We start from the raw sequence: 13,818 nt of genomic DNA on the forward strand, positions 1-13,818 counted from the left end.
CACATGGCGGGCTTGCCGGTCCACGCCCTAAGCCGTCCCGTGAAAATATTGATATTTAATGAAGTTAGCGGGGTTGAAGGGGAGGGCAAACATAAACATCCGCAGGGGTGCACACAGAATTTGAAATGGTGCAAAAATGATCTAGGTTTTAAAAAAGTTTCGTGTGTTTTTTGGTATCTTTATCAGTCTCTCACTCTTTACTTAAGAGACTGATAAGACGATATTATCAGGCCCGAATATTTTTTGGACTGACGGAGTTGTCGGAATGCAAATTAATCTGGACGCAATTTTTGCATCCGCCTTATCACCTTATGTTCTGCTCGACACAGATTTACGCATGGTTTGGGCAAATGAGGCTTATCTGAAAGTGACCGGACGCACCCGCGAGCGGTTGATCGGTCGCTTGATGACGGAAGAATTTCCCGCGCCGCCCGACTCTGTGTCAGACAAAATGCTGAAAGGGTCCTTTCGCAAGGTTATCGAAACGGGGAGGGCGGATCATCTGCCACTTATCCCGTATCCTATTGAAACTGAAGATGGAACAGTCGAGGATCGCTTCTGGAGCGCGACCCACACGCCGATCCTGCGGGACGATGGCAGCGTCGAGTTTATCCTGCAGAACACGATGGATGTAACGAATTTATACCGCGGCCGCGATGGTGGCGGGCTCGATCACCTGCCAGAACAGGTCGCGATGGTCCAGCGGGCAGAGGCGGTGGCAAACCAGAACCTCGCACTGGAAGCCATGACCGATTTTTTCAAGTCGGCATTTGATCAGGCTCCCAGCTTTATGGCGGTTTTGGACGGGCCGGATCATGTTTTCAAAATAGCGAACCGGACCTATATCGACCTTATCGGAAAACGGGACATTATGGGCCTGACCGTGCGGGAGGCATTGCCCGATCTTGAGGGACAAGGTTTCTTTGATCTGCTGGATCAGGTGTATTCTTCGGGGGAGCCTGTCTCCTTCAAGGGGATGCCAGCCACGCTTCAGGCGACACCCGAAGCGGAACCCGAGAAGTTCTACGTTGATTTCATGTTCCACCCGCTGAGGGATGTTGATGGTGGGGTCAATGGCATTTTTGTGCAAGGCCATGACGTGACCGGGCAAAAGACAGCCGAGGCAAATCTGGCGGCCACCCGTGAGAAATTCCGCACAATGGCGCAGTCCATGCCAAACCACGTGTGGACAGCCGATCGCGATGGCGGGTTGAACTGGTTGAATGACCGTATCTACGGGTACACAGGCGCTCCGGAGGGTTCACTATACGGGCCAGACTGGGTTAACGTTCTGCATCCGGACGATGTGGATGGTGCGGTTGCAGACTGGACCGACGCTATTCAGAACGAGGTGAATTACGAATCTGAATTTCGTATCCGCGCGGCGGATGGCAGTTATCGCTGGCACATCGTGCGTGCATCTCCTTTGCGGTCGGATGATGGCGCTTTAAGCGGCTGGGTCGGCACCAATACCGACATCGAAGAACGCAAAACTTCAGAAGAGCAAATAGAGCGGCTGAACGCCACTTTGGAAACCCGTGTATCACGGCGTAACCGCGAACTGGAAGAACTGCATGCCACCCTGCGCCAAAGCCAGAAGATGGAAGCCATCGGCGGGCTGGCTGGGGGAATCGCCCATGATTTCAACAACCTGCTTCAGGTAATTACAGGTAACTTGCAATTGGTGGCCCGCGAAATTGGGCCAGATTCTCCGGTGCAAGAGCGTCTGGAGCAAGCCACTAAAAGCGTTTCGCGCGGGGCGATGCTGGCGTCGCAGTTGCTGTCCTTTGCTCGCAAACAGCCCTTGTCACCGGTGCCTCTCAATCTGGGGGAGCTTCTGGCAGAAAATACTGATATTCTCGGCAGTGCCGTCGGGGAAGGGGTGGAAATTGAAACCTCGGTTGCGGACGGTTTGTGGAACACCAACGTCGACCCCAACAATATGGAAAACGCCCTGCTGAACCTTGCGATTAACGCACGGGATGCGATGAACGGGCAGGGCTGTCTGACGATCGAGCTTGGTAATGCGGAATTTGACGATGCCTATGCAGCGTCTCATCCGGTCGTGGATGCGGGGCAATACGTGGTGATCTCGGTGCGCGATACCGGTTGTGGTATGCCACCGGAAATCATCGAAAAAATCTTCGAGCCGTTTTTCACAACCAAAGAAGACGGACACGGCACCGGTTTGGGCCTGTCGATGGTATACGGCTTTGCGAAACAATCGGGTGGCCACATCACAATCACAAGCGCTGTCGGTAGCGGCACAGTGATCAACATCTATCTGCCGCGCACGCTGAAGGCGGTTGAAAGCGGCAGCACTGTGAACACCCAAGGGGTGATGTACGGCACCGAGACCATTCTGATGGTCGAGGATGACGACGAAGTGCGCGAAACAGCCCGCCTGATGCTAGAGGATCTCGGCTACGGGGTATTGCCAGCGGCGGATGCGGATGAGGCGCTGACCATTCTGGACCGGATTCACAATATTGATCTGCTGTTCACTGATGTGGTGATGCCGGGGAAAACCAACGGGCAGGAACTTGCCAAGCAGATACAGGAAATTCGCCCTGATCTGCCGGTTCTGTTCACCTCTGGTTATGTGCAGGATGCGATTGTGCATGACGGGCGTCTTGATGAAGGGGTGCAACTGTTAAGCAAACCCTACACGCAGTCCGAACTGCAACGAAAAATCCGACAGGTATTGGACACGGCCAGTGTAAGCGATGTGAGACAGCCCGAAGCCGGTGCACAGGGGGCCGTGGCCCAGTGCTCTTCTCAGGACACGGATGAGGGCGCGTCTCGCGGTCTGACGGTTCTCGTTTGCGAAGACGATTTCCTGATCCTTACCGACATCGCAGAAGGCCTGCGCGAGGCAGGATATACCGTGTTTGAGGCCACCAACGGTCCTGACGCGCTGAAAGTGTTGAACGCACAGGATGTCGGTGCGTTGATCACCGATGTGGGGCTGCCGGGGCAATCGGGCGAAGAGCTCGCCACGGAAGCACGGGCGACCTTTCCCGGCTTACCCATCGTTTTTGCCACTGGTGGCATAGAAGTACGGGCAGCCGAGGTTCTTGGGAATTGTGCGGTGCTGACAAAACCGTTTCAGGAAACCCAGTTGCGCGACGCCCTTGACCGTTTGGTAAGCAAGGCCGCAGCGGAATAGAACTGGTCGCGCGGGGGGCCTAGGGCTGTGTCGCCTCTTGCCCCGCGCGGTCCAGTACACCATCGGCCCAGCGTTCCGAGGACGCGCCAAAGCAATCGTGGATGGAATCGGCTGCGATCACGCTGCCAAGCGCTAACCGGCCGAGCATGGACAGCCCGTTACGGGGTGTTCCATCCTTGCCGACAACCTGCCCGTCAGGGGCCGTCACCGCGCCGGAGCTTTCATAGCGGGACTGTAGTGTGCCTTCGGATTTTAACTGCTCGAACAGTTCGTCTGACACGGCGTCAAGTGACGGGGGCGGCAAAACGGCGTCGATCATGACAGAGACATTTGCCTCTGCATCGTGTTCTTCCAGATGCCAACCGCCGTCAATCAATTGGATGTCGGGATCGTCGACCACTCGAAGGCTGACGAGTCCACAATCCAACAGCGCCAGCAGTTCTTTTGAGGACCGCAGCGGCGGGCCATAGGAATAACGTTTCAACCCTTCGTCAAAGCCGACAATCTTTTGGGCGGTTTCGGCTTCCATCCGCGCCGAATTAAAGTTCGCGCGCAATTCGTTCTGCATTTTGCGCCAGACCTGCCCGACGCAATAACCCACCGTCGGAGGGGTACTGCCTTGGGCCATCGCAATGCCATGTTCCAAGGTTTCCTGCGGCCCCTCACTTTCCTGATCTCCCGGAGCGTCGCGTTCGGTCCGGAGCCATTCCTTTACATCTGCTGCGTCAAAATCCGCCCCCATCGACGCGCCGATCCGCGCCACTGGGGGGACCAACGCCTCGCATATCGGGGAGAGCGCACGGTCTGGTCCTTGGGACACTGCCTCTTGGACTGCGATTTCAAACTGCTCTACCTCTTGCGCGGTTGGGTCGAACTTGCGGTCTAGCGAATTGTCCACGGGTTTGGGGAAGGGGGGCTGTCCGTTCAGCGAAAACGCATAGATCATCGCGGGTTCCTTGCCTGACGGGTGGTAGGCGCCATCCTCAAACCGCCCCCCGAGCCCTACGGTCAGAAACCGCATCACATCGCAAGTGGAGAGGCCCAAACCGCGAATGCCGACCCTGCGATCCGACCAATCCTGCGCCGCCGCCAGCAGTTGGCGGTCGGGGTAGGCGTTGATTACGCAGGCACCGGTATTTTCGGCATGATCCATCCAGTCCGCCCATTGCGGGTCCGGCGGGGTGCGCGGCTGTCCCGGAATAAGAAGGACCTCGTGGAAGGGGCCGAAATCCTGACCCTGCGCATTGATGTGCCAGCCTGCATCCGTTTGATCCAACCGCGAGGCTTTGGCCTTAAGGGCTGTCAGTTTGATGTCGACACCATCAAAGCGCGTCAGCTCGCGAAATCGTGCCATCAGATAGGCGCCAAGCTCTGCGCGGGGTGGGAACCTTTCGCTATCACCATGTCCGCGTTGGGACTGCCATTCAGCGAAATCACCGCAGGGCAGGGGCAGCGCAGGCGGGATATCAACCTCGCGCAGGGGGATGTTTAGAATGCTGTGGGGCGTTTGGGCTGGGTCGAAATTCGGACCCGCGCCGGGCAATTGCAAATCGTCAAACACCGTGAGGTCAAGCGCGGTGCCGCTGTCCTTCAGCCGTGTTACCAACGCTTCGAGCGCGCCAAGGCCACGCGGGCCGGCCCCAATCAGGGCGATACGAATATTGTCAGTCTCGCGTGTCATAAAAACTTCCTTGGTTCGACGGTCCAGCATCCGTTTGGGAGGTATCCGCACAGATTGGAACAGAATGTGGCGTGTCACAGGGGTTTGTCCAGCACAGGGCAGAAACTCACATTTGAGTGACTGCTCAAATTTAAGCATTGAGTGATCGCTCAAATACTCTAAGTAGGGCCCAATCCCGAAGCGGGGGACGGCAAACCTGCACTTTGACAGGAAAATCAAAAACTACGAGAGGAACGCCCTATGGCTGAATTTAAAATTCACACAATCGAATCCGCACCCGAAGCAGCAAAATCCCTGCTGGAAAAATCCTATAAAGCGAATGGCCGGATCCCGGGTCTGCACGGCACAATGGCCGATGCGCCACAACTGCTTGAGGCTTATCAGGTGACCCACGCGCAGTTCATGGCGACAAGCCTGACTGACGAAGAAAAAACTGTTGTCTGGCAAACCATCAACGTAGAGCACGAATGTCACTATTGTGTGCCGGCCCACACTGGTATCGCCAAGATGATGAAGGTGGATGACGCCATCACCGAAGCCCTGCGCAATGAAACTCCGCTGCCAACAGCCAAACTGGAAGCGCTACGCACTTTCACCTTGCTGGTAATCCGCAACCGCGGTTTTGTGGATGATGCTGACACCCAAACCTTCCTTGATGCAGGCTTTACCACGACCAACATTCTTGAGGTTATTCTGGGCGCTTCTCAGAAGCTGATGTCGAACTATGTGAACCACTTCGCCAAAACACCTGTAGATGAAGTGTTCCGCAAATTTGAATGGTCCCGCAACAAAGTTGCTGCGGAATAATCCGGTTCAACCCTGCGGCGTTCCTCCCGCGTTGCAGGGTTGATTTTGACAGCGGCGTTCGTTCCGCTATCTATGTAGCTAAACAGGGCGGCAGCATTGCCGCCTTTCCCGGACTCGCCCTGACGGGACCGGACCAACGATTTGAAAGGCCATACTATGACTGTTCCGCTCCGTATCGACATTATCTCTGACGTGATGTGCCCTTGGTGCATCATTGGCTATCGCCAGTTGGCACAGGCGCTGGAAGACACTGGTGTTGCACATGAAATTCACTGGCACCCGTTCGAATTGAACCCCGAAATGCCCGCAGAAGGGCAAAATATGCGCGAGCATATCGCCGAGAAATATGGTTCCACCCCCGAGCAATCGGAACAGAGCCGTCAGCAGATGACGAAACTTGGCGAGGATCTGGGGTTCACGTTCAATTTTGCCGAAGACATGCGGATGCATAACACGTTTAATACCCACCAACTGCTGCATTGGGCCGAAACCCAAGGCCGCAAGCATGATCTGAAAATGGCGCTGTTCGATGCCCATTTCACCCACCGCCGCAATCTGTCTGATTACAATGTGCTGGCTGATGTGGCGGGCGAGATCGGGTTAGACCGGTCCGAAGCAGCAGAGGTTCTGGCCGACCAGCGTTTCGCCGCAACCGTGCGAGAGTTGGAAGGTTTCTGGACCCAGCAAGGCATTCGCGGCGTTCCGGCGATGGTGTTCAATCGCAAGCATCTGGTGACGGGTGCGCAGGGTGTAGAGAATTATACCAACGTGCTGCGCCAGTTGACCGGCGAGACTGTCTGACGTGGCCCGCGCGGCCCCTTACGATCGTGAAACAGCGCTGGAGTCCGCTCTGGCGCTGTTTTGGGACAAAGGGTTTCACGCCACTTCTCTGAAGGATCTGGAAAAGACCCTGATGATGAAGCCTGGAAGTATTTATGCGGCTTTTTCATCAAAAGAGAACCTATATCTGTTGGCGTTGGAACGGTATTTTAACGCTTCCCGTGCACGGTTGCAGGATCAGGTGAAAAACGCGAATTCCCCCCTTGCCGCGCTGGCGGATTATCTGCGTTCCTTTGCTCGGCTGGCACCGGATGATCGGGCGCGGCAGGCCTGTATGCTGACCAAAACGCTGGTGGATACCCGCAGCACCGAACCGTCTATCGCCGTGGCAACGCAGAGGTATCTGTCTGAAATCCAAGATGAATTTTCTGCGGTTTTCAGGATGTCCCAATCCTGTGCGGAATTGTCTGACCAACTGGACGCCAACCGGTTGGCACGTCGGTTTCAGGCCAACGTAACAGCCCTGCGGTTGGCCCTGCATCAGGGGATGGAACCTGCGGCCTTCGCGGAATTGGCCGAAGATATGGCCCGCGAAATCGAAGATATGCGCCTGCCACAAAACGGTTAAGGTTCAGACCAGTTTAGACAGCAGCGCGACGGTTTGCTTTTCAAATTTCTCGGGGGCATTGTGATCGCCGCACAGATACTTCTGCAAATGAAAGCGGAAGGTCGCGTCAAGCACAAGGTAAAGCGGTTCTGCCTGTTCCACCGGAATGTTCAGGCGCTTCAACAAATCTGCCACAAGCTTTGTTAAATCGCTCTCGATGCTGTCCACCACTTTCTTAAACACGGGATCAAACATCGCCTGTGAACGGATGTCATACCACAGCCGATGGGTTTCTGCCTCTTGCCGGATCGACAGGGCCAGCCCGCGGATAAAATGATCGACAAGCTTGTCCACGTCCACATCCGCAAAAAGGATGCTGTTCATATCGGTAATGAAATCAGCTTTGTAGCGGCGTACGCAATAGCTGATCAGATCGGTGCGATCTTCAAAGTAGTAATGCAATGTGCCAACCGCAACGCCGGAAGCTTCGGCAATATCGCGCAGGCTGGTGCGAGCGTAGCCAAGCCTCTTCAAAGTAGTGATGCCGTAATCGGCAAGCTGGTCTTTTTTGCGCGCCCTGCGGCAGGATTTGGCTTCGGCCTTTTCGGCAAGTCGGTTCATCTTGGTCAAATGGATCATGTTAGTTGCACCCTTCTCTGTTGGCGGTGCCTGTCCCGCAGATCATATCAGCGGCCCGTTCAGCAATCATAATAGTGGGCGCGTTGGTGTTGCCCCCGATAAGCGTCGGCATGACGGAGGCATCCACCACCCGCAGACCCTCCATCCCGTGAACCCTTAGCTGCGCGTCCACCACCGCCATATCGTCCACACCCATCTTGCAAGTGCCAATAGGGTGGTAGATCGTGTCGGCGCGCGCGCGGATATGGCTTTCCCATTCGGCGTCAGTCATGTTGTCGGTCACGCCGAACAATTCCTTGTCGCGGTAGGGGGTCAGGGCAGGGGCCTGCAAAATATTGCGGGCCATTCTCGCCCCTTTGATCGTCGTCTCAAGATCACGCGGGTCGCTGAGGTAGCGGGGATCGATTCCCGGCGGGGCACGCGGATCGGCGCTTTGCAAAAAGACCTCGCCACGGCTGTAAGGACGCATCGCACAGATGTGACAGGAAAATCCGTGGCCCCAATGCAGCTTGCGGGCGTGATCATCGACTATTGAAATCACAAAATGCAGCTGGATGTCCGGACGTGACAGCCCCGGATCGGTTTTGAGAAAGCCTGCACCTTCGGCAAAGGGGCTGGCGATCATCGAATTCCCATCTCTACGCCACTTAAAGATATGTTTGGTCAAATTAATCGATGCGGTCAGACCTATGCCAAAATTATCTGAATCTTTAGATTTATGGGCGAGAATGAAATCCAGATGGTCCTGAAGGTTTTTGCCAACACCGGGCAAGTCGTGCACAACTTCGATGCCTTGGCGCTGTATTTCGTCCGCGGCCCCTATCCCCGAAAGTTGAAGCAGCTGCGGGGAATTAAAGGCACCGCCCGATAGAATAACTTCTCGCCGTGCCTTAACGTGATGGACTGCGCGCCCTTTGTGATAGGCCACACCTGTGGCGCGTTTGCCTTCGGTCAGAATTTTACTGGCGTGGGCGCGGGTGATAATAGTCAGATTATCGCGGGTTTTTCGTATCGGGTGCAGATAGGCCGCCGCCGCCGAGCAGCGTTCGCCGTTGCGGGCTTTGTCGTGGAATTGCGTCACTTGGTAAAGCCCGACACCTTCGTTGTCGCCTTTGTTGAAATCATCGACTTCTCGGTGCTGGCATTGCGTTGCAGCCTGCACAAAGGCATGGCTAATCGGGCGCGGTGCTTTTTGGTTTGAAACCTGAAGCGGCCCGCTGTTCCCGTGCAGCGCGTCCCCGCCGCGTTCGTTGTTTTCGGATTTTCTGAAATAGGGCAGGCAGTCGTCCCATGACCAGCCCTCGCAGCCCAGATCAGCCCAGCCGTCGTAATCGGATTTATCGCCACGGATGTAGAGCATCGCATTGATCGCGCTCGACCCGCCCAACGTCTTGCCGCGCGGCTGATATCCTTTCCGCCCGTTCAGTCCGGACTGTGGCACCGTAGTGTAGGCCCAGTTGGACAGTTTGCCGTACCCGGGCAACATCGCCACAGCCCCGGTGGGTGCGCGGATCAGCAGGTGGTCCCCGTTGCCCCCGGCCTCTAGCAGGCAGACAGTGACAGAGGCATCCTCGCTCAACCGCGCGGCTAGCGTGGAACCGGCCGAGCCGCCGCCAATGACGACGTAATCAAATTCCTCTGCTGTTGGCATGCTGTCCCCTCCCGAGCGGAGCCTCTGGTTTCTGTCTGATCTGACCACTGTTTCTGGACACCTGTCCAGTAAAATGGCAGAATTTTGCACGTTAAAATTGAAAGTTATTTATTAATAATATGTTGAGTGAGTTTTTAGGGGGGTGATTTTCTCTGAAATGCACCCCGATTTTCCTCCCCATACAACGGGGAGTTACCGATAAACCACACTGCCACTCCGATCCGGCGCGCCCGTGAGGCGTTGGCGTTTGGCGAAAATTCCCTTGGTTAACCAGCTGTCACAACGTTAGACTATCGGGACGATTGATCCGTTAAAGGAGTAGTCTCATGACTGATAAACACATTGTATATCACATTCCGGTCTGCCCGTTTTCCCAACGTCTGGAGATTTTGCTGGCGCTTCGGGGGCAGGAAGACGCGGTGGAATTCTGCGTTGTGGATATCACCAAGCCCCGCGACCCTGCGCTTTTGAAAAAGACACGCGGCACGACGGCGCTGCCGGTGCTTGAAACACCGCAGGGTGCGATCGTGAAAGAAAGCCTCGTCATTCTACGGTATCTGGACGAGGTGATCAAAGGCGCGCCCTTGCGGCGCAGTGATCCCACAGAACATGCAGTGGAATCCATGCTGGTTGCCCAAGAAGGTCCGTTTACGATGGCGGGTTATATGTTTGTGATGAACCGCGACCCTGAACAACGAAACGCCCATCTGGAAAAACTGCTCGGTCTGTACCGGACAATGGATGATTTCCTGCAGGCCCATAGCCCCGAAGGTCCGTTCCTGTTCGACAGTTTCGGGCTGGCCGAAGCGGTGTTCACACCGATGTTCAAACGGTTCTGGTTTCTCGACTATTACGAGGATTTCGAATTGCCCGATGCGCCGGAATACGCGCGGGTGCGCAGATGGAAAGAGGCCTGCATGGCCCATGATTCAACCAACCAGGTGAGCAAGGAAGAAATCGTAAAGCTGTACTACGATTACGCGCTGGGTGCCGGAAACGGGGCGCTGGTTGGGGGGCGCAAAGTGTCCAGCTTTGCGTTCGACCCGTCTTGGCAGACGCGCCCTTGGCCTCCGGCAGATAAATACACCACATCTGCCAGCGATGCGGAATTGGGGCTGGTTGGCTGAATGTGCGCAAGCAACCCGTCGGCGACCGGCACGAAAGGCGGCTTTGGCATGGAAACTTGAGCCAAAGGAGAGGCGAATGGCAGACCACAGCCACACAACAGAAGCCATTGCAGCACGGATCGGCGCACCACCGGGGCGGGGCGTGTTGCGGGATGCTGTTTACGGCGCAATTGACGGCGCAGTCACCACTTTTGCCATTGTTGCAGGCGTAGCAGGAGCCGGTCTTTCACCCTTCGTCATTATCGCGCTGGGCATCGCGAATGTTCTGGCTGACGGGTTTTCTATGGCAGCGGCGAATTATTCCGGCACCAAGGCCGAGCTTGACGATATGCGCCGCCTTCGCAGTATCGAAGAAAGCCACATAGAGCGGTTCCCCGAAGGCGAGCTGCTGGAAGTGCGCGCTATACTGGCACAAAAAGGCCTGTCAGGTGATGTGCTTGATCAGGCGGCGCTACAGATTACTGGAAACCGTGAAAACTGGATCGCGTTAATGATGGAGGGGGAATACGGGCTAAGCAGCATTGACCCTCATCCTTTGAAGTCCGCCGCCACCACGTTTTTGGCCTTCCTGCTTGCTGGAATTGTTCCGCTGTTCCCGTTCATTCTGGGTTGGAATAATGCCTTCGCAATCTCTGCCGTGATGACGATGTTAACCTTCCTGTTCATCGGCGCGCTGAAAAGCCACTGGTCGCTCAGCCCGTGGTGGCGCTCTGGGTTGGAGACTTTGCTTATCGGCGGTGCGGCAGCAACGATCGCCTACTACGTGGGCACGCTTTTTCATGCTTGACGCAGGGGCGGTCTTAAGGTGGGAACAGTCGCGCTTAAGCGAGGCTAAATCAGCGCGCGTCAGTTGGTAAGCCGATCAAGCGCGTGCAGATCACCCAACCGCCGAAACGCTTCGGCGGGTGATCAGTTTAACTGTCTGAAAGTTTTGGTAGCGGGAGAGGGACTTGAACCCCCGACACGCGGATTATGATTCCGCTGCTCTAACCACCTGAGCTACCCCGCCGTACCGTGGCGCTGTTTAGGCAAAGGAACGGCAGGCGTCAAGCGGGGAATTGGCGGTTATTTGCGCTCTTTTGCACTTTCTTTTGTCCGGCGCTGGGAAGGGGCTTAAAAACAAGGGGATCGGCGTTGTGGCGCGCGTTTAAGACAACTTGACCGCGCAGGGGCGGTGCCGCTAGGGCTTGAGTATGGCTTCAACTTCGCTCGATCTTGTCTTCTCTGCTTTGTCCGATCCGACCCGTCGGGCGATTCTCAGCCTGTTGCTGGAGGATGATATGGCGGTGACGGATGTGGCGGAGCCGTTCGAGATGTCTCTGGCGGCGATTTCCAAGCATTTGCAGATTTTGACCCGTGCGGGGCTGATCGAACAGGAACGGCGCGGGCGGGTAAAGTGGTGCAAGCTGGTGCCCGAAGCGCTGCGGGAGGCTTCGGTCTGGATGGAAGGCTTTGGCCAGTTCGAGGCGGTTAACCTTGACCAGTTCGAGCGGTTTCTGGCCGCAGAGGTTAACGCGCCGGAGTAAACGGTTTCAGCGCTCCTGTAGCAGCATAACCAAGGCCAGTATGGTTGCCGCGATGCCGATCAGGATCACCGCAGATGGTACGCTGCCCCCTAGGGCCAGTTCCCAGACGATCACCCAGCTTGGGGTAAGATATGTGTAGGCCATGACTTTGGCCGAAGGCAGGGACAGTGTAGCGTATTGCACCAGAAAGAAGGTGATCGCGGTGGAGCTGATCGACAGATAGGCCAATCCGATCCAGAAGATCGGGGGCAGGGCGGACCAGTCAATTGCTGCAAGGTCGCGGAACGACAGGGCCAACAGGATAATGCCCCCTGCGATCAATGTGCCAAGCGTAAAGACGGCAGGGTGTTCCCCCCGGTTCAGGCGGCGCACCAATGGTGTGTAAAACGCATGGGCAAAACAAGCGATAAAGAAGATGACCTCGCCGCGTCCCACGTCAAAGCGCAGCAGGGCGTTCAGATCGCCGCGAAAGATCACCCAAACCGCGCCGCTGCCCCCGACCGCCAGCGCCAGTGCCATCCAGCGAGTCGTTATCTGGCGCAACAGCATGTAACCGAACACGGCGGACATGATTGGCGTGAGTGTAAAAATGGCGGCGGTTGAAACAGAGGAGGCAGTTTTCAGCGCCTCGAACATCAGCACGAAATAGATCGAGAACACACCGCCAAGCAGCAGATACCGCCACGGCGCCTTGAAGTCGGATCGTTTGATCCCCGGACCAAGCCCCGCAAATACCCCCACCACAACCGAAGCCAGCACAAAGCGCAGGGCGGTCAGGGGCAGCGGGTCAACCAGATGGGCGATCCGCACGCCAAGGGGAAATGATCCTGCCACAAGGACGGAAAATACCAGCATGGCCAGATGGCCGCGCCCTTGGCCTGTTTGTGCGGGGGAACTTGCGATTGTCATAACTCTTTTTATCCCATCAATGCTGCTTGGCAATCGTCTGTTGCACGGGCGGTGGGGGTGGTGTTGCAAAACATGCAACAGTGCTTTGCACCGCTTCGGGGTTATCGCGGGCCGCGTTGGGGGCTAACTGTCGGGTAACAGAATTTGGAGAATTACCATGACACATACCATCCTTAAAATGAACGCATCCGCCCGAATCGCTGACAGTGCTTCCCGTCCCCTTGTGGAGCGTGCAGTTGCCAAACTGTCCAAGTCCGGTTCCCGCGTAATTGAACGGGATCTGGCAGCGCCTCTGCCTGCCGTGAACGAGCAGTGGTTGAACGCCAACTGGACCCCGGCAGAAAGCCGCACGGCTGAACAGTCCGCCGTGCTGGAGCTGTCCGATGCCCTGATTGCCGAGCTGAAAGAAGCTGACACGATCGTGCTCGGCCTGCCCATGTATAATTTCGGTGTTCCGGCCAGTTTTAAAGCGTGGGTGGACCTTATTGCCCGCAACGGCGAGACTTTTGCCTATACCGACGAAGGCCCAAAAGGTCTGCTGGAGGGCAAACGCGCGGTTGTTATCGTCGCAACAGGCGGTGTTCCCATTGGCAGCGCAGCTGATCACGCCACACCGTTTGTGACCACCGTACTTGGCTTTGTCGGGATCACTGATATCACCTTCGTTGACGCGGCAAATCTGGTGGCCAACTCGGACACCGTTGTACCCAAAGCCGAGGCTACAATCGACGCTTTGGCAGCATAACTTGACAAGGGGGCTTCGGCCCCCTAAACGCTGCTTTATCCATTGGAAGCACCAGCCTTCCGGTCTCAGGATCGCCACCCGTCAGCGAGTTTCGCCCACGGGTGATTTTGTCGTATGGGCAATTGCATCTTGGGGCTGGGAATGCCGGGCGGGCTGCTTACATAGACTGCAACCGCG

The 13,818-nt window shown here is 56.3% G+C and carries 12 protein-coding genes and 1 tRNA gene; 8 read left to right on the forward strand and 5 right to left on the reverse strand.

All coding sequences use genetic code 11. The annotated features are described in order from the left end of the window. Positions 1-265: 265 nt before the first annotated feature. Positions 266-3,169, forward strand: coding sequence for a hybrid sensor histidine kinase/response regulator (locus IEX10_RS01925; RefSeq protein WP_188670382.1), 2,904 nt, complete (start codon positions 266-268; stop codon positions 3,167-3,169). A gap of 19 nt (positions 3,170-3,188) precedes the next feature. Here the strand turns inward: IEX10_RS01925 and IEX10_RS01930 are convergent, their stop codons facing one another. Next, positions 3,189-4,850 (reverse strand): FAD/NAD(P)-binding protein, encoded by a 1,662-nt coding sequence (locus IEX10_RS01930; RefSeq protein ID WP_188670384.1) that lies wholly within the window; start codon positions 4,848-4,850, stop codon positions 3,189-3,191. A gap of 240 nt (positions 4,851-5,090) precedes the next feature. Here IEX10_RS01930 and IEX10_RS01935 point away from each other — a divergent pair, with 240 nt between their 5' ends. The 3 genes from IEX10_RS01935 to IEX10_RS01945 all read left to right on the forward strand — a co-directional run bounded on the left by IEX10_RS01935 (position 5,091) and on the right by IEX10_RS01945 (position 7,065). Next, positions 5,091-5,657 (forward strand): carboxymuconolactone decarboxylase family protein, encoded by a 567-nt coding sequence (locus IEX10_RS01935; RefSeq protein WP_188670386.1) that lies wholly within the window; start codon positions 5,091-5,093, stop codon positions 5,655-5,657. Between the two features lie 156 nt (positions 5,658-5,813). Continuing rightward, entirely contained in the window at positions 5,814-6,458 is a 645-nt protein-coding gene (locus tag IEX10_RS01940; RefSeq protein WP_188670388.1) for a DsbA family oxidoreductase, read from the forward strand. A gap of 1 nt (position 6,459) precedes the next feature. Further along, positions 6,460-7,065 carry a TetR/AcrR family transcriptional regulator gene (locus IEX10_RS01945; RefSeq protein WP_188670389.1) on the forward strand — a complete coding sequence of 202 codons (606 nt, stop codon included), beginning with the start codon at positions 6,460-6,462 and terminating at the stop codon, positions 7,063-7,065. A 3-nt stretch (positions 7,066-7,068) separates the two neighbouring features. Here the strand turns inward: IEX10_RS01945 and IEX10_RS01950 are convergent, their stop codons facing one another. Together IEX10_RS01950 and IEX10_RS01955 are read right to left on the reverse strand one after the other, a co-directional pair. Continuing rightward, positions 7,069-7,683: a TetR/AcrR family transcriptional regulator gene (locus IEX10_RS01950; protein WP_188670392.1), complete on the reverse strand. Its 615-nt coding sequence runs from the start codon at positions 7,681-7,683 to the stop codon at positions 7,069-7,071. A 1-nt stretch (position 7,684) separates the two neighbouring features. Continuing rightward, on the reverse strand, positions 7,685-9,334 hold the full coding sequence (locus tag IEX10_RS01955; RefSeq protein WP_188670394.1) for a GMC family oxidoreductase: 1,650 nt from the start codon (positions 9,332-9,334) through the stop codon (positions 7,685-7,687). 326 nt (positions 9,335-9,660) lie between these two features. Here IEX10_RS01955 and IEX10_RS01960 point away from each other — a divergent pair, with 326 nt between their 5' ends. Together IEX10_RS01960 and IEX10_RS01965 are read left to right on the forward strand one after the other, a co-directional pair. Then, positions 9,661-10,461 (forward strand): glutathione S-transferase family protein, encoded by an 801-nt coding sequence (locus IEX10_RS01960; RefSeq protein WP_188670396.1) that lies wholly within the window; start codon positions 9,661-9,663, stop codon positions 10,459-10,461. A 76-nt stretch (positions 10,462-10,537) separates the two neighbouring features. Beyond that, entirely contained in the window at positions 10,538-11,248 is a 711-nt protein-coding gene (locus tag IEX10_RS01965) for a VIT1/CCC1 transporter family protein (RefSeq protein ID WP_188670398.1), read from the forward strand. Between the two features lie 145 nt (positions 11,249-11,393). On the opposite strand, the gene IEX10_RS01970 is transcribed toward IEX10_RS01965, so the two are convergent. After that, positions 11,394-11,470: transfer RNA gene (locus IEX10_RS01970), tRNA-Met, on the reverse strand. Between the two features lie 184 nt (positions 11,471-11,654). Between IEX10_RS01970 and IEX10_RS01975 the strand changes: the two genes are divergently transcribed. Beyond that, a complete protein-coding gene (locus IEX10_RS01975; RefSeq protein ID WP_188670400.1) occupies positions 11,655-11,987 on the forward strand; it encodes an ArsR/SmtB family transcription factor in 333 nt (110 codons plus the stop codon). Between the two features lie 6 nt (positions 11,988-11,993). Here IEX10_RS01975 and IEX10_RS01980 read toward each other — a convergent pair whose 3' ends face one another. Then, positions 11,994-12,896: a DMT family transporter gene (locus IEX10_RS01980; protein WP_188670402.1), complete on the reverse strand. Its 903-nt coding sequence runs from the start codon at positions 12,894-12,896 to the stop codon at positions 11,994-11,996. Between the two features lie 157 nt (positions 12,897-13,053). Between IEX10_RS01980 and IEX10_RS01985 the strand changes: the two genes are divergently transcribed. Beyond that, positions 13,054-13,641 carry an FMN-dependent NADH-azoreductase gene (locus tag IEX10_RS01985; RefSeq protein WP_188670403.1) on the forward strand — a complete coding sequence of 196 codons (588 nt, stop codon included), beginning with the start codon at positions 13,054-13,056 and terminating at the stop codon, positions 13,639-13,641. Positions 13,642-13,818 lie beyond the last annotated feature (177 nt).

The sequence above is a fragment of the Neptunicoccus cionae genome (genome assembly GCF_014643735.1).
Lineage (GTDB): Bacteria > Pseudomonadota > Alphaproteobacteria > Rhodobacterales > Rhodobacteraceae > Amylibacter > Amylibacter cionae.